The sequence below is a fragment of the Neopusillimonas aromaticivorans genome, assembly GCF_030344915.1.
In the GTDB taxonomy this organism is placed as follows: Bacteria; Pseudomonadota; Gammaproteobacteria; order Burkholderiales; family Burkholderiaceae_B; genus Neopusillimonas; species Neopusillimonas aromaticivorans.
The window spans coordinates 80,297-101,528 of record NZ_CP128233.1; the positions used below are offsets into that span (position 1 = coordinate 80,297).

Here is a 21,232-nt window from a genome sequence, read left to right on the forward strand (position 1 = left end):
CCACTTGTGCGACGTGCGTTGACAAGCCCGCCCAGCCTGATTAAGCTAGACCTGCTCGTTCTATATGCGAATAAATGTTCACTATAAGAACAAATTCGAAATTTTTCAACGAAATGTTCGTACGGAAAACATGATCAATAAAATCTCTCCCTCAGTTGAAGCCGCGCTGTCCGGTATTCACGACGGTGCCACCGTCATGATCGGCGGGTTTGGCGGCGCTGGTCAGCCCGCCGAACTGATCGATGGCCTGATTGCCCAAGGTGCCAAAGACCTGGTTATCGTCAACAACAATGCGGGCAATGCCGAAATTGGCCTGGCTGCGCTGCTCAAGACCGGACGTGTACGCAAAATCATCTGCTCGTTCCCCCGGCAGGCCGACTCTTACGTGTTCGACGAGTTGTACCACTCAAAGAAAATCGAGCTTGAACTGGTTCCGCAAGGCAACCTGGCCGAACGCATCCGCGCAGCGGGTGCCGGTATCGGGGCATTTTTCACCCCCACCGGTTTTGGTACCGAACTGGCCCAAGGCAAAGAAACACGCGAGATCAATGGCCGTCAATACGTGCTTGAATATCCCATCTTTGCAGACTTCGCCCTCATCAAGGCTGAAACGGGCGACCGCTGGGGCAACCTCACTTACCGCAAAACCGCACGTAACTTCGGTCCCATCATGGCCACTGCCGCCAAGTGCACCATTGCTTCAGTCCATGAAATTGCCGAACTGGGTGAAATAGATCCCGAGACTGTCGTTACCCCCGGCATTTTCGTCAAACACATTGTCAAAGTCCCCCGCACGGCCACCGGCCCGGCTGGTTTCAAAACAGCTTAAGGACCAAAAATGAGCGAACAAAATACGATTCCAACCTGGACCCGCGACCAGATGGCGGCACGCGTTGCTGCCGACATCCCTGACGGCGCCGTTGTTAACCTGGGTATCGGGCTGCCCACCAAAGTGGCCAACCATCTGCCCAGCGACCGCGAAGTCATCCTGCACAGCGAAAACGGCGTCATCGGCATGGGCCCGGCGCCGGCAAAAGGCGAAGAAGACTACGACCTCATCAATGCCGGCAAACAGCCTGTCACGCTGCTGCCGGGCGGGTGCTACTTTCACCACGCCGACAGCTTTGCCATGATGCGCGGTGGCCACCTTGACGTGTGCGTACTGGGGGCTTTTCAGGTGTCGGTCAGTGGTGACCTGGCCAACTGGAGCACCGGTGCACCCGATGCCATCCCGGCTGTTGGCGGCGCAATGGATCTGGCCATTGGTGCCAAGAAAACCTATGTCATGATGGAACTGCGCACCAAAACAGGCGAATCCAAACTGGTCGACCAGTGCTCTTACCCGCTAACCGGTATCGGCTGCGTGAGCCGCGTTTACACTGACGTTGCAGTATTCGATCTGGGTGCCGGCGGCGCGCAGGTTATTGATGTTGTCGATGGCCTGTCATTCGCCGACCTGCAAGCGCTGACGCCTGTAAAACTGACCGACGCCCGCGGTTAACAGAACAGGAACATCTGCCTGTGGGCTGATGTTCCTGAAGCGGTGCAGCCTTCAAGGGTTGTGTTTCATCAACCGGCATGTCTCGGGAGTCAGGCCAATTCCATTATGGTCGCGGCCTGATTCCTGAATTCTTTAGGCGAAACCCCTACATGCCGCTTGAAGAAGCGGGTGAAATATGCGGGGTCAGTAAAACCCAGGGCGTCCGACACAACACTGATCGTCATTGTGGTGTAAACCAGTTCACGCTTGGCCGCCAGTACAATGCGCTGATGAATCAGTTCAAGCGCTGTCTGGCCGGTCGCCTTGCGACACAAAATATTCAGGTAGGCGGCAGTAATGCCGATTTTTTTAGCGTAAAGCTCAACTGCCCAACCCTGGGCGTAGTGCTGCTCGACCAATTGCGAAAACTGCCTGAAATATGTCCGGCCCTGATCCTCGGGGCGTACCGGTGCGCGATGAACCGTCGACATCTGCCGGCTGATCCACACAAAAATACATTGCAGCAACGCTGTCATCAAGGCATCGCGATGCGCAACATTGCCACGATACTCAACATCAAGTCGTACAAACGCACTGTCGACGTAATCGTCAAGGTCAGTCTCCAGTGTAAAAATCTGCGGCGTCAGCAAGCCGCTGTCGATGGGCCCCAGCCCTGAGACCAGGGCATCGACCAACGGGTGAGCCAGGGTCACCACATGACCATGTGCCCCCGGGTCGAAGCGAAAGCCGTGCACACACATCTGGGGGACCAGAACCAATTGCCCGGATTGCATGGCATGCTCTTGCTCATCGAGCACCACCCGCGCCGTTCCCCTTTCAAATACAACAACTGAAACAAGCCATGATGCTGGTGAATCTTGATTTCCCAATCGTGCAAGCGACTGCGTTCAACAATCAGTTCGCAGTGCACCAGATCCGGGGTTGGCCATTGCTCGCGTTCGCCGTACAACTGATAGACAGGGATACGCGGCCCGGAACGCGATGTTGAACGATTGCTCTTAGCCATGACAGGTATCGCAATTATTGCAATAACATACCTAGGGACAACCCTAACGTTCGTTATATTTCAATGAATTACGATTAAGAAAAATTAATCGAGTTTCCAAAAGTACAATTATTGCATGAATTAGTCCATTCCATAAAAATCCGTTCAGGCGCACCATAGCGTTCATCCCGAACACCCTTCAATCGAAATCGGGCACAAACAAGGAGCTCTCCATGAAAACACAAGTCGCGATTATCGGTGCCGGCCCTTCCGGCCTGCTTCTGGGCCAATTGCTGCACCTGCAGGGCATTGAAACCGTCATCCTTGAACGTAAAACCCCGGAATATGTCCTCAGCCGTATCCGTGCCGGCGTGCTTGAACAAGGGCTGGTTGACTTGCTGCGCGAAGCAAAAGTTGCCGATCGCATGGATCGTGAAGGCCTGGTCCACGAAGGGACTGCATTCAGTTTCAACAACCAGTTGCGCCGCATCAACTTCAAGAAATACGCTGACGGTCAAACCGTCATGGTTTACGGCCAGACCGAGGTTACGCAAGACCTGATGGAAGCCCGTAAAGCCACCGGCGGCATCACTATTTATGAAGCAGAAGACGTCAAGCTGCACGATTTTTACACCGACAAGCCTCGCGTCACATTCGTCAAAGACGGCGAAACCGTCGAACTTGAATGCGACTATATTGCCGGCTGTGACGGCTTCCATGGCGTTTCGCGCCAATCCGTCCCTGCCGACCAGATCCAGACCTTCGAACGGGTTTACCCATTCGGCTGGCTCGGCATCCTGTCACGCACACCACCCGTTGACGAAGAACTCATCTACGCCAGTCACGAGCGCGGTTTTGCGCTGTGCAGCCAGCGCAATGCAAACCTCAGCCGCTACTACGTGCAGGTCTCTTTGGACGACAAGATCGAAGACTGGTCAGACGAGCGTTTCTGGGACGAACTGAAAGCGCGCCTGCCCGAAGATGTTGCAGCACGCCTGGTCACCGGCCCGTCTATTGAAAAGAGCATTGCGCCGTTGCGCAGTTTCGTAACAGAACCCATGACCTACGGTCGCCTGTTCCTGGTCGGTGACGCAGCACACATTGTGCCGCCAACCGGTGCAAAAGGCCTTAATCTGGCCGCCAGCGACGTATCGACCCTGTACCGCATTCTGACGAAAGTCTTCAAGGAAGGCCGCGCCGACCTGACGGCCAAATATTCTGAAATCGCACTGCGTCGTATCTGGAAAGCAGAACGCTTCTCGTGGTGGATGACCTCGATGCTGCACAAGTTCTCGGACGATGCCTTCGGCAAACGCATGCAACTGGCTGAACTTGAGTACTACACCACGTCGGAAGCCGGCTTGCGCAACATTGCCGAAAACTACGTTGGCCTGCCGTACGAACCGATTGAATAACACGATTAACACACAGCCGGGCCATACGCCGGCTATCGCAAGCAGGTAAATACAAACCCCGCTGTTTTGCAACGGGGTTTGTTGAATGTAAAAAGAGGCCAAATCAGCTTGGCCCCTTTTACATGATACGAGTACAAATTAACAATTCCTCGCCCATGCAGACCCGGTTGATTTTGATCTGCATGAACCAATTACCGCTGTACGTCGCAGCCCGGATTATTTCTGGGCAGCGTAGCGCGCAGCGCTTTCGGAAATTTCCTTACGGGCCGCCTCGGCACCGTCCCAGCCCTTGACCTTGACCCATTTGCCTTTTTCGAGATCTTTGTAGTGCTCAAAAAAGTGCTGGATACGGGCCAGATCTTCCTGAGGCAGATCTTCCGGGGTCTGGATATGGCGGTAAGGCGGGTACAGCTTGTCGACGGGAACCGCCAGCAACTTGGCATCGCCACCGGCCTCATCATCCATATTCAGAACGCCAATGGCGCGGCAACGAATCACCGCACCGATCTGGATAGGGAACGGTGCCACCACCAGAACATCAACCGGATCGCCATCATCAGAAATTGTTTGGGGAATATAGCCATAATTCGCCGGATAGTGCATGGCAGTCAACATGAAGCGATCAACGAAGACCGCCCCTGAGTCCTTGTCAACCTCATACTTGACCGGGTCGGCGTTCATGGGGATTTCAATAATGACATTGAATTCGTCAGGCAACTTCGAGCCCGCTGGCACACGATCTAAACTCATGATTTCAAACCTCTGGGATGGAAAATAAACTTAAAACAAAAAATCAACGGTGCTCGCCACCCTTGGGCCGATCAGACGTTTGTGACACATCGACACCAGGAATGGGCGCACTATCAAAATACTCATCAAATTCAGTAATCGGGGCCGCTGGACGGCCCTCGGGACGACTGACTGTCGTGCCTGCAGGAGCAGCTGCAGTTGACTCATCGAAATAATCGGCAGCACTGGCAGCTTGCGGCACCGCTGAAACGGTCTCTGCAACCGGGTTAACGGCATCAAGATCGTCAATCGCCAAGCGCTCGGGATCTGCACGAGTGTCGGCTGCAGGCAACACCGAACTGGACTGCAAGGCAGGCAACAAACCGGTTACCCCCGACGCCAGACGCCAATACTTTCGGGCTTCATCGGTTCGACCGAGACGATCATACAAGTTGCCCAGCAGCGCATAGCCGTGAACATCGCCCTGCAAGGAAACACTGCGCTGCAGGTAGCGCTCACCTGGCCCCCACAACTGCCCGACAAGGCAAAGCTGGCCCAGTGCCGCAAGCAAAGCCGCATTGTCCGGATCTGTCTTGAGCCAGGTTTCGGCCTTGTTGATACGCCGGCTGACCTGTTCTGCGGGCGACTGCGCATAGGCATTCAGCAAACGCGCATCCAGCCGGACATTCAAAGACGCTTCGAGAATCTTGCCGGCCTCGTCATCGTGCCCTGCCAGTTGCTGAACATGAGCTGCCGCCAAGGCCACTTCCGGCAATACCTTTTCTTCAGATTTCAACTCTCCCCACAGGGCACGAAAACCCTCGGCACCACCCGCCCTCAAACGTTCAGACGCCGACTGCGCGATAAGCGGCAAGGCGTGCTCACGATCAATGGCATTACGCCGCATCAACTGGCGAGTCAGTTCGAAGGTCTGGTCAGCGTTCCCCAGTTGCTGGTGCGCCTTGAGCAAGAGACGCGTGGCATTCGCCCGCTTTGCACTGCCATCATGCAAGGGCTGCAATAGTGCCAAAGCCTCTTGGGCCCGATTTTGGTCGAGATACATTTCGGCAACAGCCGTTGCCCAGACGTCCTTGAGACCCGCATCAGTCGCTGCAGCGGCACGCGCCAGCGCCAGCGCTTCGTCGCGTCGCGCCAATTCACCTTCGTGGTGACAGGCCCGCGCCAACGCAAGGCCCGCCAGGACGCGCGTGTTAACCGATTTGGTTCGTCCCAGCAAGCGGGACAGTTCCTGCTCGGCTTGCGCGTAGCGACCCTCAAGCACAAGCAACCAGCCTTTTTCAAGCTGCTCATGGTCACGCTTGCGTGCCCGCAAACCACGCCAGGACCGGAACCGCTCGGGACCCGAAGTAATAAACACCATGACGCGGATGATCGCATACAAAATCACAAAGCCTGCGACCAGCAACAAGACGGCCAGCGTAAGCGACAGTTCGATTCGCCAGGGCTGGGCAACAATCAGGACATTACCGCTGTGCTCTTTAAGCACAACCCCAAGTCCAACCGCCAGCGCCAGAACAACCAGTGTCCAGAACCATGTCCTCATGCCTTACCCCCGAACAACGGCAGCTTTGGCCGCACTGATGGTTGACACGACACCCGCAGATGATAATGACGGTGAGCCCGGCGACCCGCTGCCCTGAACAGCCGGAGCCGTGGCAGGCTCAGGCGCTGCACCGGATGCGGGCGCGGCTTGTTCTGCCGATACAGCATCGGGTGCCGATGCGGGTACCGGAGCAGATGCCGCCGGAGACGATTCGGGCGTGGACACTGCCCCAGCCTCACCCGATGCGGCTGCCTCAGGGGCAGCAGAGCGGGATGTGTCGCCTGAAGCGCCGGCCTCTTCCAATGACGAAGAGCTGCGACGACGTTCAAGCGAACGGGTACTTTCCTGGCGGACGGTTTCAAGCGCTGACAACGTTTGTGTCAGGGCAGGCAAACGGGAATCGACAGGTGTATCTACCAACCGTGAGACCAGGCGCTGGGCCCGCTGGGTTGTTGAGACCTGGGTGTCAAAATGAGACTGCAACGCCATGTTGATCGCGTCGAGCTCGGCTTTCCATACGTCAGACTGGCGCATCATCAAAGCCAGTTGAGCCGTCATGACACGCAACTTGAGCGTCAAACGCAACTGGTCGGCCTGATCGGGGAAATCAGCAAGGCAGACTGATCATCAACACGACGGACACTGATGACATCGGCCAGATCATGCCTGAGCATGGACCACGCCTGACCGGCCCAGTAAACCGAGGCATCAAGCCCGGTACGCCACCAGGGGCTTCAGGATCGGCCTTGAAGCCGGTTATAGCCGGGGATTCGCCCACCTGGGGTTCAGCGCGGCGTACACCAGGAACCGCATCATCGGGGACGAGAAGCGGTGCTTGTGCCAACAAACCATTCAGCTGCTCAAGCTGCACTGACAGCGCGGGCACATCGACAACGGAAGCTGCGCGCAAGCGTTCAAGGTCACCGTTCAGCGTCTGCTGGATAGAGGCAAGCGCAGGGCGATTGGCGCGTGAAAGCCGGGCCTGCGCCGTTTCAAGTGCAACAATGGCATTGGCAACATTGCCACCCAGTGTAATTTGCTGGTTTGCAATAGATACCAGATGATCGATGTCATTCAGCAAAATAAGATCAGAACCGCTGTCGGTCAGCACCTGGAACGCCTGATCAAGATTAGCGAGCTGATCTTGCAACTCTTGCACGGTTGTCTGCAACTGTGCAAGACCAGAAGCCTGGGCAGCAACCTGCGCTTGAAGCTGACGTGACAACTGATCGGCGTGTGCCGCTGTCCGAGTGCTTTGATCCAGCTGCTCGAGTACCACTTGCTGCGACTGCTGTGCCGTCTGGAACTGAAACCAGACGATACCAGCCAGCACAATAGCAACAAGAATCACAACAACCAAAGCGGTTTGCAACGCCCCTGCAGAACGCGACCTGCCTGCAGATGAGGTAGAGCCGGCGGCAGTCTGACGGCCATCGTCTTTGCCTTTGGTGAGCAATACCGGGGTTTTGTCGTGACCTTCAGTTTTGGGTGTAATAGATTCAGTCATGGCGATAATTTAGTCTGGGGCGCCTTGCGGACGGCGCGTTCTTATAGGGAAGCCACAGCAGCCAGCGCCTGGCGCATAGACCCGACGTCGGGATCGCATAGTGTAACCGCTGGCAGCACCGCATCGGGAAACCGGCCTGCGAATTGCAATTTTAAACGCTCGGCAATACGCGGATGCACCACGACAAAGCCGGCGATACGCAATACATGAAGCAGGCCATGACGCTCAAGTTGGCTGAATACGGCATCAACAGCCTCACTGCTCGTCAATAACCAGACCGTGCGCAACGGCACACCCGACCCCCGCAATTTCTGTAACTGCGACTCACGCCAGACAGCCACCGAACGACGATAACTGGCATGACGGATTACACGCACGCCTGCTGCCTCTAACCGTTCACCGAGCCACTCACGCCCGGTTTGCCCCCGAACAATCAGAGCTGAACGGATACTGGACAGCTTCGCTTCGATCTGCGGCCATAAACCTTCCGAGTCAGAACTGGCTTGCGCCGCCGGCTGCAACACCGGCGTTCCTGAAAAAACCGTACTGCCGCGCAAGGCGTTGGCCGTCGCAGCACCCACGGCCGCCACGAACAACGGCCGACGGGACAACACACCGCCAAAACCGGGCGATGCAAAATTGACCAGGGCGCTTTCATAAGCTGCCAACGCCATGGAACTGACAAACACGATAAGATCGAAAGCCCCGGGATCTGGAACCTGCCCCGCCTCGATAGCCAGCGGCTGAAGCTGCAACACCGGCAGCTCGAGGCTGTCGAACCCGGATTGCCGCAGCGCAGCGGACAACAAGGCATTTTTGCCCTGAGGACGGGTCAGGACAATCAGCGGCGGGACACTGCCGGCCATGGACACTCAGGTCGCCGCTGGTGGCAACAAACGATCCAGAATGGCCTGGGCACCCTGAACAAGCAACTGAGCCGCCACCTGCTCGCCTAGTTGGACAGCCTGGCTGACCGGCGCACGCCCCTGCCCACGAATAACGGTCGTACCGTCGGGTTCGGCCACGAGCGCTTCGATAGCAATATGATCACCATCGATTTGCGCAAACGCAGCCAAAGGCACTTGACATGAACCACCCAGTGCTCGTGAAACAGCACGCTCGGCCTGCGCTCTGGCAGCCGAATCGTGACACTGCAACGGGGCCAGCCACCCGGCCAGGTCGGTACGATCGGCCATGATTTCAATGCCCAACGCACCCTGCCCTGCCGCCGGCAGACTTTGATCAGTTTCAATGGAACTGCGAATACGGTGTCCGAGCTCAAGCCGCTTCAGGCCAACTGCAGCCAGAATAATGGCATCGAACTCGCCGCGATCGAGCTTGCCCAGACGGGTATCCAGGTTACCCCGCAGCGGTTTGACGACCAGATCAGGCCGCATCGCCCGAATCTGGGATTCGCGACGCAAGCTGGATGTACCCACCACGGCACCAGACGGCAAGTCGGCCAGACTCGCATACGTGTTGGATACAAACGCATCGCGCGGATCATCGCGTTCAAGAATGACGGGCAACGCAAAGGGCAAGGTCAACTCGACAGGGACATCTTTAAGAGAATGCACGGCCAGATCGGCACGCCCGTCGAGCAGCGCATTTTCAAGCTCTTTGACAAACAGACCCTTGCCACCCACCTTGGACAACGAGCGATCAAGAATCTGGTCTCCCCGTGTCGTCATCTCGAGCAAGCTGACATCGCAGTGCGGATACAGTGCGCGCAAACGATCACGGACATGATACGCCTGCCACAAGGCGAGACGACTTGCCCGCGTGGCGATGACCAGTTTTTGGGGTGTAGCTGACATACGCGGCCTAACCCTGGAAATACGCAGCCACCAGGTAAATGACTATACCGATGACCGCCAGAATACCCAACCCTTGCAGCAAGGTCAGCCCCTTGCCACCTTCTTTTGCTTAAACAGGCCCATGTGACTTCCCAGAAACCGCGACTTTACGGGACGCGAAAAACTTTCCAATTAAAACGACCAGAATGGCACCGGCAATTTCAGCACCGTACTTGATGGTCGATGGTGTTTCACCAAAACGGTCGGTAATGATGACATCGGTTACCAGCATACCGCCGGCGATCCAGCCCAGCAGCGCAGCACCGAGCACGACAACCAGGGAAAGCGGTCAATAAGCTTCAGTACCAGCGTATTGCCCCAGATAATAATGGGCACACTTAACAGCAAGCCGAAGATAACATACCCCATCTGATGATCGACGGCCGTGCCTTGTGCCGCTCCGGCAATCGCAATGACGTTATCCAGGCTCATGACAAAATCGGCCACAAGAATCGTCTTGACGGCTGCCCATACGGACTGACTGGCCGTGATATTGCCATGGTGTTCATCATCGGGGATCAACAACTTGATGCCGATCCAGAGCAGCAACAACGCCCCGGCCAGCTTCAGGAACGGGATACCCAATAACGTAAGGGCGAAGAAAATCAGGACGACACGCAGAAAAATCGCACCTGCAGTGCCCCACAAAATACCCTGCATGCGTTGACGCGACTCAAGCTTGCGACAAGCGAGCGCAATCACTACAGCGTTGTCCCCACCCAGCAAAATGTCAATCATGACAATCTGGAAAAGCACGCCCCAATGCAGCGATTCAAAAATTCTATCATTTGGTTCCTGGCTACCCGCGTTGCGGGCCAATAAACAATCGATACAGCGACAGAGCACCTGGGTGCCAAAAAAGGCCCGCCGGGGCGAGCCTTTTAATGGCCAGCTGTAATTTACAGCACCGATTTGAGCAATTTGCCCATTTCGGAAGGATCGCGTGTCGTACGAATACCGCACGCTTCCATGACTTCAAGTTTGGCATCTGCTGTATCAGCACCGCCAGAAATCAGGGCACCCGCGTGACCCATACGCTTGCCGGCAGGCGCCGTCACGCCAGCGATAAAGCCGACAACAGGTTTCTTCATGTTGTCTTTCGCCCACAGCGCAGCTTCAACTTCGTCAGGCCCACCGATTTCACCGATCATGATGACCGCATCCGTGTCGGGATCTTCGTTGAACATCTTCAGAATGTCGATGTGCTTCAAGCCATTGATGGGGTCACCACCAATGCCGACAGCCGACGACTGGCCCAGACCCAGTTCGGTCAGTTGGGCAACCGCTTCGTACGTCAGGGTGCCGGAACGGCTGACCACACCAATACGGCCTTTGCGCGAAATGTGACCGGGCATAATACCGATTTTCAGCTCGTCGGGCGTAATGAGACCGGGGCAGTTCGGGCCGAGCAACAAGGTTTTCTTGTTTTCAGCGCGCATGCGGTTGCGGACTTCCAGCATGTCACGTACAGGAATGCCTTCGGTGATACAAATGACCAGATCCAGGTCGGCTTCAGCCGCTTCCCAGATGGCTGCTGCAGCACCTGCAGGCGGAACGTAGATAACCGAAACAGTTGCACCAGTCGCTTCTTTCGCTTCTTTTACAGTAGCGTAGATCGGCACGCCTTCGAACTCTTCACCGGCTTTCTTTGGGTGTACGCCAGCAACAAACGCATTCTTGCCGTTTGCATATTCACGGCACATACGGGTGTGGAACTGACCCGTTTTACCGGTCATACCCTGGGTAATGACTTTTGTGTCTTTGTTGATCAAGATCGACATTTACAAATCCTCGACAAATTCTTATTTTGTGGCGGCTACGACTTTGGTCGCGGCTTCGGCCATGGTGTCAGCACTGATGATGGGCAAACCGGACTCGGCCAACAGTTTCTTGCCCAGTTCCTCGTTGGTACCCTTCATGCGGACGACCAGCGGAACACTGAGGTTTACGGCCTTGCACGCAGCAATAACGCCTTCGGCGATAACGTCGCAACGCATGATGCCGCCAAAGATGTTGACCAGAATAGCCTTGACATCTTTGTTCTTGAGCATGATCTTGAACGCTTCAGTGACTTTTTCAGCCGTCGCACCACCACCAACGTCGAGGAAGTTGGCGGGTTCGCCGCCAAACAATTTGATGGTGTCCATGGTTGCCATGGCCAGACCGGCACCGTTCACCAGACAGCCGATGTTACCGTCGAGCTGAATGTAGGCCAGATCAAATTTGCTGGCCTCGACTTCGGCCGGATCTTCTTCATCAAGGTCGCGGTACGCAACGATTTCGGGGTGACGGAACAAGGCGTTCGAGTCAAAGTTGAACTTGGCGTCAAGCGCGATGATGTCGCCTGAACCTGTAAGAATCAGTGGGTTGATTTCGGCCAGTGATGCGTCGGTTTCCCAGTACGCTTTGTACAGCTTCTGGAATTCTGCTGCGGCTTTACCCACCGAAGCTTCGGGAACGCCAATGCCACGAGCCAGTTCGGCGGCTTCGGCATCGGTCAGACCGGTTTTGGGGTCAACAAAAACCTTCAGGATTTTTTCAGGGCTGGACTCGGCAACTTCCTCGATGTCCATACCGCCTTCGCTGGAGGCCATGACGCAAACGCGCTGTGTGCCACGGTCGGTAACGATACCAACGTAGTACTCTTTCTTGATGTCAGCGCCTTCTTCAATGAGCAAGCGACGTACTTTCTGACCTTCTGGGCCAGTCTGGTGTGTGACCAGTTGCATGCCCAGAATTTCAGATGACAGTTGGCGGACTTCTTCGATAGAACGGCCCAGCTTGACGCCACCACCCTTACCGCGACCACCCGCGTGGATCTGTGCCTTGACAACCCATACCGGACCGCCGAGCTTTTCGGCAGCGGCAACGGCTTCGTCAACTGAGAAAGCAGGAATCCCGCGCGGCACTGTAACGCCAAATTGCTTCAGCAGTTCCTTGCCTTGATACTCGTGAATTTTCATTTGTTACCTGTCAGAACGTAAAGAATAAGAAAAAACTTGCCTGTTAAGACACCGGCTAACCGGCTGATACTGCAGACCCCGACGCAGCCTTGTCGTCTTCGCCTGGCGACGACGATTTGACATACCATTGGGGATAAAACTTAAGAGTCATCGGGCTGTCGACCCGCAAGGCGTGACAGCCGTCGATATGGAATGGCCGCTTGGCTGGATCAGTGCTTCGGGTTTTGTCTTCGGTTTCGACCGCGTTGTTCTCGGTGCCAGCCTGTTTGCGTCGGCGCCCGGCCATGGCTTGCACGGCAGCCGTAGGCAAAATGTAAGAAAGTTCGCTGAGGTGGGTACACCCTGCTGTACGCCCGAACCTTGCCTTGACTGCATTACGGAAGCCCTTGAGCAGGTTCATTCCCACCAGGTCTTTGTAGTCAGGCGCAATACAGAAACAGTGTTCTTTATAAGGTGCGGCATCGTAAGCCGCCAGGGCTTCGGTGATGGTGAAGCTGGCATCGATGGTGACACGCAAATGCATATGATGCACGGGCTGCCCCGCCACATGGATAGACCCGTCGTGTTTGGGAAAATCGTAACCCTTCACATCAATGAGTTCAGCTTCGAGATCCCACTGGCCGTCGTCCCGAGCGTATGCATCGACACGCATTGTGCGCGTATGCAGGTGCTCTCGGGTAGCGGTGGATGGCGGTAGTGGCATGAACGTGACTTGGTGCTATGGAGCAGTAAACTTTTAAAGTATAACGCACAGCAACACGATTAGCGCAACCGGCGCTAGATGGAAAAGTCATCGAGTTCGCCCAGAATGCGGCGCAAAATGGCGGGCGAAAAACCACGAGACGCTAAAAATCGTACCTGACGGGCGTATTCGCGAGCATCGGCCGGCGCCGTACCGAACTTGCGTGCCCAGACGGCCTGGGCACGTTCATACTCAGTACCCTGAAGCTGCTGACGAATGGATTCAAGCGCGGTATCCGTTAAGCCGTGTTGACGCAGTTCGTGCATGATCACCGTTGAGCCTTTGGCGGGTGCCCGCCGGTTAACCAGACTTTGAGCAAAACGTTGATCGGATAACCACTTGCCTTGTTCAAGCTCGTTCAACAGGCGCGGGATTTCGTCAGGATCGTCAGGATTGGCGTAGGGCTGCAATTTTCGTTGCAATTCGGCACGGGAATGCTCGCGGCGAGATAAATAGCCAATGGCACGGGCCTTCAGCGATGGGCCGCTTTTGGCTCGCCCTGTGCCAATATCAGCAGACCCGGCACCTTCACGACCTGATGAAAACGACCTGCGCCTGGTCGAGGAGCGCTGCCATACCGAAACGTCAGCGTCGGCGCCCCCTGCCATTAAGGTTGCCCCCTTCGCACGAACCGGCTTCGCCTCGGGCAACGCCAGTTGTTCAAATTCATCGTCGGGATCGGCAACCATAGGGACAAGGACTCAGGTCATGTGGATAAAGGCCCAGGAAATTGCCGTTCAATCTTCGGGTTGGCCTTCAAGATCTTCGTCGGGAGCGGGAGAGTCGGGCGATTCTGAATACGCCTGAGCCTGCGCACGCGCCACCACACCCATTTGCTCACGCACACGATTTTCGATTTCGATGGCCATGGCGGGGTGTTCTTTCAGGTATTCGCGGACATTATCTTTACCTTGACCAATACGGGTGCCGTTGTAGCTGAACCATGCCCCAGCCTTGTCGACGATGCCCGCCTGCACACCAAGATCGATGATTTCGCCTTCGCGCGAAATACCTGCACCGTACATGATGTCGAATTCGGCCTGCTTGAAAGGTGGCGCCACCTTGTTCTTGACGATTTTGACGCGGGTTTCGTTGCCAACGACCTCATCGCCCTTTTTGATGGAACCGATGCGACGGATATCAAGACGTACCGACGAGTAAAACTTGAGCGCGTTACCACCCGTGGTTGTTTCAGGGTTACCAAACATGACGCCGATTTTCATGCGGATTTGATTGATGAAAATGACCATGCAGTTGGCGCGCTTGATATTGGCCGTAAGCTTGCGCAGCGCCTGACTCATGAGGCGAGCCTGCAGGCCGGGCAAGGAGTCACCCATGTCGCCTTCGATTTCGGCCTTGGGCACCAAAGCGGCTACCGAGTCGATAACGATAAGGTCGACACTGCCCGAACGCACCAGGGCGTCGGTAATTTCAAGCGCCTGCTCGCCGGTATCGGGCTGGGAGATCAGCAAGTCGGTAAGGTTGACCCCGAGGCGCGAGGCGTACTGAACATCGAGGGCATGTTCGGCGTCGATGAACGCACAGGTGCCGCCGAGCTTTTGCATTTCGGCAATGACCTGCAGTGTAAGCGTGGTTTTACCGGACGATTCAGGCCCATAGATTTCAACAACACGACCACGCGGCAGACCACCGACGCCCAAGGCGATATCAAGACCAAGCGAGCCAGTGGAAACCACCTGGATATCGTGTTCGACCTGGTTGTCGCCATAGCGCATGACCGAACCCTTGCCAAATTGCTTTTCGATTTGCGACAGGGCCGCCGAAAGCGCCTTGGCGCGCTCTGCGGAAGCGGTTTTGCTTTGTTTGACGTCCATGGTGGTTCCTTGCATTGGAAAAACTGAATTATTGCATCAAATTATACTGTATAAAAATACAGATAAACAGTAATATATCTGTTCACAACCAAAACACCGACATCAATACGCCCGCATCGTTGCGCATCAGTTAACGATGGCGCACTCGACCAAAACCCAAACCAAAGCCTTCAGAATAGCGTTTCAGGCCTCACACACTGCCTTTCAGCCTCAATCGCGTGGCCCCAATCAGGCGTGGCACAGCGACGTACACCAAGTCACGCTTCACTCATCATCAACCGTAATTTGCGCGACACACTATCGTAGTTTCCGCGCCGGATATTTTCGACACACAACCCGCTGCTCGGCCTGTCACCCTACTTTTTCATACGGCAACAGTCTTTCTGGCTTAACCACACATTTATTTGTCCAGCCTCAAATTTTTTCGTCCAGCCGCACAAATTTCTTTAAGCCTACCCCGCTTTTTTTAGGCTTACAATCACTCGCTTCTGTTTTTCTTTGCTCAGGCTACCTAATTATGTGGTTCAAAAATCTGAAAGTCTTCCGTCTCGCGCCCACCTGGGCCCCTTCTACCGGGGCCATTGAAGACGCCCTTGAAAAAATGGCGTTCAGGCCCGGCAGCAGCCACGATATGCAAAGCCTGGGGTGGGTCCCGCCTGCTGAAGGCCTGGGCCTGGTTCATGCTCTTAACGGCCAACTTCTGTTTGCACTGCGCGCCGACAAAAAACTGTTGCCCAGCACCGTCGTCAATCAGGTGGCCCGTGCGCGCGCCCAAGACATCGAAGAACAGCAAGGCTACAAGCCAGGCCGCAAGCAAATGAAGGAAATCAAAGAACGGGTTACCGAAGAACTGCTGCCCAAGGCCTTCAGCGTCTATCGTGACACCCGGGTATGGGTCGACACGCACAATCACTGGCTGGTCATCGATGCTGCCGCCAGCGCCAAAAGCGACGAAGTCCTGGGCATGCTGGCCAAGGTCTTTGACCCATTCCCGGTCAGCCCGCTGTACACCGAAATCTCTCCCGCCTCGGCCATGACCAGCTGGCTGGTCGATAACGAAGCTCCCGGCCCGTTCAGCATCGATCAAGACACCGAATTGCGCTCCACCAGCGAAAGCGGTGCTGCCGTACGCTATGTGCGGCACTCGCTTGAAGCCGACGAAGTGCGTAAACACGTCGAAAACGGCAAACAATGCACACGGCTGGCGCTGACATGGGCAGACCGCGTGTCATTTGTCCTGACCGACGGCCTTGACATCAAACGCGTCTCGCCCCTTGATGTCATCAAAGAAGGCCCCGACGCTGTCGCCGCCAATGATGCCGATGCGTTCGACACTGACTTCGCACTGATGAGCGGCGAACTGTCAAAACTGCTTGATGACCTTATCGGTGCACTGGGCGGCGAAAAAACCACCCATTGACCGCCAGGCTGTTTCACTGCCACACCACCCGTTCGCAAAACGGCCCCGTCATTGCGGGGCCATGTCGAACACAGCATTACTGCTTATCGGCCTGACTGCCGGAAAAACCGCCACGACATGCCGCACTAACGGTCAGAATCATTGGCGGGAATCATCGGCAAATGTCGTATCAATCGATACCATGAAAAATGCTGTCATCAGGGCCAATGTGCGTGGGCGGGCTCCAGGTTACATCACGCAGCGAATGCTGCACCAAGCCCTCAACACCCAGCAATACCGCAAAAATCGCCATACGCACCGGGATACCGTTGTCGGTCTGGCGGAAAATCGCCAGACGCGGGTCATCGTTCAGGTCAACGCTCAGGTCATTGGCACCTTCCCGGCTGTCGCGCGGCAACGGGTGCATAACAATAACGTCAGGGCCGCAACATTTATCGACAATCGCTTTGTTCACCTGAAAATCGGCACTGTAGCCCTCAAGGTCTTCGCCTGAAAAACGCTCTTTTTGCACCCGGGTAGCGTAAATGACATCAGCACCCACCAACCCTTCTTCAAGCGAGTTGCTTTGCTCAATGACATGCCCACCGCCCTGGCTGACTTGCTCAAGAATGTAATCGGGCATCTCAAGACCGCGCGGTGAAATCAGCGTGAATTTCAGGCCACGATACAGGGCCAGCAGCTTGATCAGCGAATGCACAGTGCGACCATATTTCAGATCACCGACCAACGCAATATGAGCACCATCAAGCAATTTACCCAACCGCGAAAACTCGGTCAAAATTGTGTACAAATCAAGCAGTGCCTGGCTGGGGTGTTCGCCCGGGCCATCACCACCGTTTACCACCGGGATATTCGTGGCGCGCGCGAACTCGGCAACCGAGCCCTTTTCAGGGTGGCGAATCACCATGGCATCGACATAGCCACTTAGCACACGGCTGGTATCGTAAATTGATTCGCCCTTGGCCATCGACGAAAACGTAAAGCCGGTGGTGTCACAAACCGAACCACCCAGCCGGCAAAATGCCGCACCGAAACTGACACGGGTTCGCGTACTGGCCTCGAAAAACAAGTTGCCCAGAACGGCCCCTTCCAGCACACGCGATACCTTTTGACGCCGTGCAATCGGCTGCATCAGATCGGCAATGCGAAACAGCTCTTCAACCGATTCCCGCGAAAACTGATCAACCGATAACAACTGGTGCTTGCCTTCAATGGCAATGCGATCACGTAGCGGACCCGATTGTGCACTTTGCGCATACTTTCGCAGCAACGACTCGTTTTCAACGATTTCGGTCACAAACCGACCCACGACCTCAGGCATGCTGCGTGCTTCCTGGGAGCCCTCGGGTAGCAACCACGTGTCGAGCGCACGACGCTTCACACCAATACGCGCAGCGAAAACATCACGCGTCAAATTTAGACGACGCATCGCGTCGCGCAGAAAAACTTGCTGAGAAACAGACATGAGCCACCCTTTAAATATACGCACTGCGTATATTTTATTTTGGACCAACCTCTTTTACGAGAAATTTATGTGCGCTTTAGGCAAAAAACAACGCCCGTCTGGTTCAAACCATAACGGGCGTCATTCATCACCAAGCCTGCGTTTGCGATTTTGAGAGCATCCTGTCCCTATCGGATCAAAGATACCTGCAAGCTGCAAACGCGCACAGTTAGCAGAGCCACCTATTGGGCTGCGGTGCCAGCAGCCCCGGTTGCCGGCTCGGGTGGAACACCTGCAATAGCACGGGCTGCCGCCGTGGCATTGGCTTCTGTACCCACACCAAACACCAGTTGGTCAGTGGTGACCGCGGAACTATAGCCCGGTGCTGCCATCATGGTGCGCCCGACCACCAATGCCAGGCGCATATTGGGATTAGCCGCCGTGATGTCTTGCACTTTCTTCTTGCCCACATCAGTCAACCCCAGGGCCAGCAAACCATCGCCCTGCGGACTGGAGCCTGCGCGAACATCACTGAGATCCTGACGCGTAATAACAGGCTGCGGATTCAGATAAATGGTGCCTGACTGGATTTGCACAGGCCGCCACCCCGCATGCTCCTGGATATCAGCCAGAAAAACAGCAACAGGTGCCCCCTGACGGGTTGCCTGAACAGTTTCAGCCGGTTTGAGCGGTTCTGCCACGGCCTGAGCCGGTGCCGTGACCGCACCTGCTGAGTCGGCCTGCCCCTGCCCGACTGGCACGGATTGACACGCTGCCAACGCCAACAGCCCCAGTGGCAACAAGAACCGGCCTGCATGATGAACTGTTTTCATAGCTCCCCTTTTGTGCTTCAAAATTGATACCCGATTTTAGCAGGCCATATCCAATCCGGCCCACCCGCCGACAGCCGCAGAAATGCCGTTATAATGCGGCCTCTGAAAGCAAAAGCAACCAACAATCTATTGAACGGAGGCCAACATGGCTAATGACAAACCCAAGTTTTCCGCAGGGCTGGTTACCGCCATCATCACACTGGTTTTCATCGCCTTGTTTGGTTTCTTCTACCTGAAGGGCGCTGAAGGCATCGGTCAGCAAACACAATTGCTGGAAAGCAAATAAGTTTTTGGGCGGCAGGAATACTGCCCCCAATTAATAATAAGGGCCTCTAGCTCATGCCTGGTTAGAGCAGCGGACTCATAATCCGTTGGTGCCGAGTTCGACTCTCGGGGGCCCACCAATAAAATCAAGCACTTGGGCCAATTCTTCGGGATTGGCCTTTTTGCTGCCCACTTCCATGTAAGCACTTTTCGGAAACGGGGCGGTCATGTACATCACTTATTCTTGCAGTGGCGGCCATTGCCGAGCGGTATGCACGACATTCAGGATTCGCACCTGCGCTTCTACAATTTCATACACAACCAAGTAGCTGCCGTGGACGACCAGCTCAAATGTGTCCGGCACCCTCCCTTCCCGGCCCATTCTTGGGAAATCCTGAAGCACTGCTGTTCTTTCTGCTATCAGGTCATCAAGTGCCAGGGCAGCAAGGGGGTTGTCTTTCTCGATGTAGTCGTAGATCTCCTCACGATCCCTGACGGCTTCTGGCGTCCATAGCAGCTCCATCATTCAGGAGCAGCCATGCGGGCACGGGTCGCGGCGCGGCGGGCAGCAAAGCGGGCTTCAACATCGGCAGCGGGAATCAGCTTGCCAGCCTCCGCAGACGCCCGCGACTGCTTGACCACTACAAGCACAGCTGGACCAGTTCGGCTTTGTACGCGGGGAGTGTTTACGGCGCCGACGCCGACCATTAGTATCTTGGTGCATACGTGTCCATGGAAAAATAAATGGACACGTATGCTCTAACACAGCGTCAGCGGATTCAAGATGGGGTTGGCTGAACGCTTACCAATGCCCTCACTGGCGATGGCATTTAAATGAGATTCCCACCAGGCCTGCCCCGGCCCTTTGGTTGTTGACATCTGCGGCTCCCCGAAAAAGACGTAAAATCGATACGATGCCCGATGAGCTTCCCTTGATATTTCGTCTTCCATCTGGGTGACATATTATTAACGTCACTTGAAGGAAGATGAGCAATGAAGATACCTCGACAGTCATACACCCTGGAGTTCAAGGAATTAGCCGTCAAGCGGGTCAAGGATGGGCAGTCGTTTTCAGCGGCTGCCAAGGAGCTTGGCATCAATGAGCAGACGTTACGAAACTGGTCGAACGCAGCAGCTCGTGGTGCGTTGACAGGCTCTTCAAGCAAGCCAGTTTCTGAAGAGCAGATGGAGCTCTCGCGACTACGGGCTGAGAATGTCAGACTCAAGCGTGAGAACGAAATCATAAAAAAGGCAGCGGCGTACTTCGCGAAAGATGCACTGTGAAGTACGCCTGGATTGATCAGCATCGTCAGGAGTACGGTTTGGCACAAATGTGCGGCGTCTTGGCGGTCAGCGTCAGCGGCTATCGCTGCTGGAAGCGTGGTGGTACGCCTAGCCGCAAGCGGTTGACGGATGCGCAGATGCTGGCACTGATCAAGGCGATCCATGCCGAGCTCAAGGGCGCCTATGGCAGCCCGCGCATGCTGAGGGAACTGCGAAACCGGGGGTTCTCGGCCAGTAAAGCGCGGGTGGAACGATTGATGCGAGAAAACAATGTGCGAGCACGGCACAAGCGCCGCTACAAAGCCACAACGGATTCGAAACACAGTCTGCCGGTGGCGCAAAACTTGTTGGATCGCAACTTTACGCCCAGCGCGCCGAATGAAGTCTGGACGTCCGACATCACCTACCTGTGGACAGATGAAGGCTGGCTGTACCTGGCCATCGTTCTGGATCTGTTTAACCGGGAAGTGGTTGGCTGGTCTTTGAAACCACGCATGACTGCTGATATTGTGACCGACGCACTGACCATGGCCTGGTTTCGGCGCCGGCCAGCTGCGGGCTTGATCCATCACTCTGATCGGGGAAGTCAATACGCGAGCCATGCCTTTCAATCGCTGTTGTCGGAATATGGCATGACTTGTTCGATGAGTCGAAAGGGTAACTGCTGGGACAATGCACCAACGGAAAGCTGGTTCAACAGTTTCAAACACGAGCGCGTCTTTGGTAAACGGTTCCAGACACGAGACGAGGCCAGAGACATGAGCTTTGAATACATTGAGGTGTTTTACAACCGGAAAAGGCAGCATTCAACTCTCGGATATTTATCGCCAAGCAATTACCTGCACCGTTGGCTTAGTCAGCAAGCAAAGGAAAAGCTGGTAGCATGAACA

Annotated in this window: 21 protein-coding genes, 1 tRNA gene and 2 pseudogenes; 7 read left to right on the forward strand and 17 right to left on the reverse strand. The window is 55.4% G+C overall.

Translation table 11 applies throughout. The features are described 5' to 3' along the window. The first annotated feature begins 130 nt into the window (after positions 1 to 130). Positions 131 to 829: a 3-oxoacid CoA-transferase subunit A gene (locus tag N7E01_RS00425; protein ID WP_289173986.1), complete on the forward strand. Its 699-nt coding sequence runs from the start codon at positions 131 to 133 to the stop codon at positions 827 to 829. Between the two features lie 9 nt (positions 830 to 838). Then, positions 839 to 1,501 (forward strand): 3-oxoacid CoA-transferase subunit B, encoded by a 663-nt coding sequence (locus N7E01_RS00430; RefSeq protein ID WP_434089543.1) that lies wholly within the window; start codon positions 839 to 841, stop codon positions 1,499 to 1,501. A gap of 89 nt (positions 1,502 to 1,590) precedes the next feature. Here the strand turns inward: N7E01_RS00430 and N7E01_RS00435 are convergent, their stop codons facing one another. Continuing rightward, a complete protein-coding gene (locus N7E01_RS00435) occupies positions 1,591 to 2,370 on the reverse strand; it encodes a helix-turn-helix domain-containing protein (protein WP_289173988.1) in 780 nt (259 codons plus the stop codon). A 349-nt stretch (positions 2,371 to 2,719) separates the two neighbouring features. Here N7E01_RS00435 and pobA point away from each other — a divergent pair, with 349 nt between their 5' ends. Next, on the forward strand, positions 2,720 to 3,901 hold the full coding sequence (gene pobA / locus N7E01_RS00440; RefSeq protein ID WP_289173989.1) for a 4-hydroxybenzoate 3-monooxygenase: 1,182 nt from the start codon (positions 2,720 to 2,722) through the stop codon (positions 3,899 to 3,901). Positions 3,902 to 4,117: 216 nt separating this feature from the next. Here pobA and ppa read toward each other — a convergent pair whose 3' ends face one another. The 12 genes and pseudogenes from ppa to recA form a co-directional block, all read right to left on the reverse strand. Beyond that, the gene (gene ppa, locus N7E01_RS00445; RefSeq protein WP_289173991.1) at positions 4,118 to 4,651 is read right to left on the reverse strand and encodes an inorganic diphosphatase; all 534 of its coding nucleotides are present in this window, start codon (positions 4,649 to 4,651) and stop codon (positions 4,118 to 4,120) included. Between the two features lie 43 nt (positions 4,652 to 4,694). Beyond that, on the reverse strand, positions 4,695 to 6,194 hold the full coding sequence (locus N7E01_RS00450; RefSeq protein ID WP_289173993.1) for a heme biosynthesis HemY N-terminal domain-containing protein: 1,500 nt from the start codon (positions 6,192 to 6,194) through the stop codon (positions 4,695 to 4,697). 3 nt (positions 6,195 to 6,197) lie between these two features. Beyond that, a pseudogene (locus N7E01_RS00455) lies at positions 6,198 to 6,785 on the reverse strand (uroporphyrinogen-III C-methyltransferase); the annotation flags it as partial. Between the two features lie 16 nt (positions 6,786 to 6,801). Further along, positions 6,802 to 7,701, reverse strand: coding sequence for a uroporphyrinogen-III C-methyltransferase (locus tag N7E01_RS00460; protein WP_289173996.1), 900 nt, complete (start codon positions 7,699 to 7,701; stop codon positions 6,802 to 6,804). A 41-nt stretch (positions 7,702 to 7,742) separates the two neighbouring features. After that, positions 7,743 to 8,567: a uroporphyrinogen-III synthase gene (locus N7E01_RS00465; protein ID WP_289173998.1), complete on the reverse strand. Its 825-nt coding sequence runs from the start codon at positions 8,565 to 8,567 to the stop codon at positions 7,743 to 7,745. Between the two features lie 6 nt (positions 8,568 to 8,573). Beyond that, positions 8,574 to 9,518 carry a hydroxymethylbilane synthase gene (hemC, locus tag N7E01_RS00470; protein ID WP_289174000.1) on the reverse strand — a complete coding sequence of 315 codons (945 nt, stop codon included), beginning with the start codon at positions 9,516 to 9,518 and terminating at the stop codon, positions 8,574 to 8,576. Positions 9,519 to 9,627: 109 nt separating this feature from the next. Beyond that, positions 9,628 to 10,295: pseudogene (locus N7E01_RS00475) on the reverse strand (TerC family protein). Positions 10,296 to 10,456: 161 nt separating this feature from the next. Further along, entirely contained in the window at positions 10,457 to 11,338 is an 882-nt protein-coding gene (gene sucD, locus N7E01_RS00480; protein ID WP_289174002.1) for a succinate--CoA ligase subunit alpha, read from the reverse strand. Between the two features lie 21 nt (positions 11,339 to 11,359). Beyond that, positions 11,360 to 12,520, reverse strand: a complete 1,161-nt coding sequence (sucC, locus tag N7E01_RS00485) for an ADP-forming succinate--CoA ligase subunit beta (protein ID WP_289174004.1) — start codon at positions 12,518 to 12,520, stop codon at positions 11,360 to 11,362. 55 nt (positions 12,521 to 12,575) lie between these two features. After that, a complete protein-coding gene (locus N7E01_RS00490) occupies positions 12,576 to 13,223 on the reverse strand; it encodes a DUF2889 domain-containing protein (RefSeq protein WP_289174006.1) in 648 nt (215 codons plus the stop codon). A gap of 74 nt (positions 13,224 to 13,297) precedes the next feature. Further along, entirely contained in the window at positions 13,298 to 13,951 is a 654-nt protein-coding gene (recX, locus tag N7E01_RS00495; protein WP_289174008.1) for a recombination regulator RecX, read from the reverse strand. A gap of 48 nt (positions 13,952 to 13,999) precedes the next feature. Continuing rightward, positions 14,000 to 15,097 carry a recombinase RecA gene (recA, locus tag N7E01_RS00500; RefSeq protein WP_289174010.1) on the reverse strand — a complete coding sequence of 366 codons (1,098 nt, stop codon included), beginning with the start codon at positions 15,095 to 15,097 and terminating at the stop codon, positions 14,000 to 14,002. Positions 15,098 to 15,614: 517 nt separating this feature from the next. Between recA and N7E01_RS00505 the strand changes: the two genes are divergently transcribed. Then, the gene (locus N7E01_RS00505) at positions 15,615 to 16,517 is read left to right on the forward strand and encodes a recombination-associated protein RdgC (RefSeq protein WP_289174012.1); all 903 of its coding nucleotides are present in this window, start codon (positions 15,615 to 15,617) and stop codon (positions 16,515 to 16,517) included. Positions 16,518 to 16,686: 169 nt separating this feature from the next. Here the strand turns inward: N7E01_RS00505 and N7E01_RS00510 are convergent, their stop codons facing one another. Both N7E01_RS00510 and N7E01_RS00515 read right to left on the reverse strand, forming a co-directional pair. Next, positions 16,687 to 17,982, reverse strand: coding sequence for an aspartate carbamoyltransferase (locus N7E01_RS00510; RefSeq protein WP_289174014.1), 1,296 nt, complete (start codon positions 17,980 to 17,982; stop codon positions 16,687 to 16,689). 221 nt (positions 17,983 to 18,203) lie between these two features. Then, entirely contained in the window at positions 18,204 to 18,794 is a 591-nt protein-coding gene (locus N7E01_RS00515) for a SecDF P1 head subdomain-containing protein (protein WP_289174016.1), read from the reverse strand. A gap of 145 nt (positions 18,795 to 18,939) precedes the next feature. Here N7E01_RS00515 and N7E01_RS00520 point away from each other — a divergent pair, with 145 nt between their 5' ends. Both N7E01_RS00520 and N7E01_RS00525 read left to right on the forward strand, forming a co-directional pair. Further along, on the forward strand, positions 18,940 to 19,080 hold the full coding sequence (locus N7E01_RS00520) for a hypothetical protein (RefSeq protein WP_289174018.1): 141 nt from the start codon (positions 18,940 to 18,942) through the stop codon (positions 19,078 to 19,080). Between the two features lie 40 nt (positions 19,081 to 19,120). Beyond that, positions 19,121 to 19,198, forward strand: a tRNA-Ile gene (locus tag N7E01_RS00525). Between the two features lie 98 nt (positions 19,199 to 19,296). On the opposite strand, the gene N7E01_RS00530 is transcribed toward N7E01_RS00525, so the two are convergent. Beyond that, positions 19,297 to 19,584 carry a type II toxin-antitoxin system RelE/ParE family toxin gene (locus N7E01_RS00530; RefSeq protein ID WP_289174020.1) on the reverse strand — a complete coding sequence of 96 codons (288 nt, stop codon included), beginning with the start codon at positions 19,582 to 19,584 and terminating at the stop codon, positions 19,297 to 19,299. Next, positions 19,581 to 19,709 (reverse strand): hypothetical protein, encoded by a 129-nt coding sequence (locus N7E01_RS00535; RefSeq protein WP_289174021.1) that lies wholly within the window; start codon positions 19,707 to 19,709, stop codon positions 19,581 to 19,583. Before N7E01_RS00535 ends, N7E01_RS00530 begins: the two co-directional genes overlap by 4 nt. A 342-nt stretch (positions 19,710 to 20,051) precedes the next feature. On the opposite strand from N7E01_RS00535, the gene N7E01_RS00540 reads away from it, so the two are divergent. Next, positions 20,052 to 21,229 (forward strand): IS3 family transposase gene (locus N7E01_RS00540; protein ID WP_289173096.1). Its coding sequence is split into 2 segments (ribosomal slippage): positions 20,052 to 20,301 and positions 20,301 to 21,229, totalling 1,179 coding nucleotides; the frame shifts between segments, so codons are not numbered across the junction. Positions 21,230 to 21,232: the final 3 nt, after the last annotated feature.

Excerpts from the sequence above, each read along its gene's own strand:
- N7E01_RS00425 (WP_289173986.1), top strand. The coding sequence starts at position 131 with ATGATCAATAAAATCTCTCCCTCAGTTGAAGCCGCGCTGTCCGGTATT.
- N7E01_RS00430 (WP_434089543.1), top strand. The coding sequence starts at position 839 with ATGAGCGAACAAAATACGATTCCAACCTGGACCCGCGACCAGATGGCG.
- pobA (WP_289173989.1), top strand. The coding sequence starts at position 2,720 with ATGAAAACACAAGTCGCGATTATCGGTGCCGGCCCTTCCGGCCTGCTT.
- ppa (WP_289173991.1), bottom strand. The coding sequence starts at position 4,651 with ATGAGTTTAGATCGTGTGCCAGCGGGCTCGAAGTTGCCTGACGAATTC.
- N7E01_RS00450 (WP_289173993.1), bottom strand. The coding sequence starts at position 6,194 with ATGAGGACATGGTTCTGGACACTGGTTGTTCTGGCGCTGGCGGTTGGA.
- N7E01_RS00460 (WP_289173996.1), bottom strand. The coding sequence starts at position 7,701 with ATGACTGAATCTATTACACCCAAAACTGAAGGTCACGACAAAACCCCG.
- N7E01_RS00465 (WP_289173998.1), bottom strand. The coding sequence starts at position 8,567 with ATGGCCGGCAGTGTCCCGCCGCTGATTGTCCTGACCCGTCCTCAGGGC.
- hemC (WP_289174000.1), bottom strand. The coding sequence starts at position 9,518 with ATGTCAGCTACACCCCAAAAACTGGTCATCGCCACGCGGGCAAGTCGT.
- sucD (WP_289174002.1), bottom strand. The coding sequence starts at position 11,338 with ATGTCGATCTTGATCAACAAAGACACAAAAGTCATTACCCAGGGTATG.
- sucC (WP_289174004.1), bottom strand. The coding sequence starts at position 12,520 with ATGAAAATTCACGAGTATCAAGGCAAGGAACTGCTGAAGCAATTTGGC.
- N7E01_RS00490 (WP_289174006.1), bottom strand. The coding sequence starts at position 13,223 with ATGCCACTACCGCCATCCACCGCTACCCGAGAGCACCTGCATACGCGC.
- recX (WP_289174008.1), bottom strand. The coding sequence starts at position 13,951 with ATGGTTGCCGATCCCGACGATGAATTTGAACAACTGGCGTTGCCCGAG.
- recA (WP_289174010.1), bottom strand. The coding sequence starts at position 15,097 with ATGGACGTCAAACAAAGCAAAACCGCTTCCGCAGAGCGCGCCAAGGCG.
- N7E01_RS00505 (WP_289174012.1), top strand. The coding sequence starts at position 15,615 with ATGTGGTTCAAAAATCTGAAAGTCTTCCGTCTCGCGCCCACCTGGGCC.
- N7E01_RS00510 (WP_289174014.1), bottom strand. The coding sequence starts at position 17,982 with ATGTCTGTTTCTCAGCAAGTTTTTCTGCGCGACGCGATGCGTCGTCTA.
- N7E01_RS00515 (WP_289174016.1), bottom strand. The coding sequence starts at position 18,794 with ATGAAAACAGTTCATCATGCAGGCCGGTTCTTGTTGCCACTGGGGCTG.
- N7E01_RS00520 (WP_289174018.1), top strand. The coding sequence starts at position 18,940 with ATGGCTAATGACAAACCCAAGTTTTCCGCAGGGCTGGTTACCGCCATC.
- N7E01_RS00530 (WP_289174020.1), bottom strand. The coding sequence starts at position 19,584 with ATGATGGAGCTGCTATGGACGCCAGAAGCCGTCAGGGATCGTGAGGAG.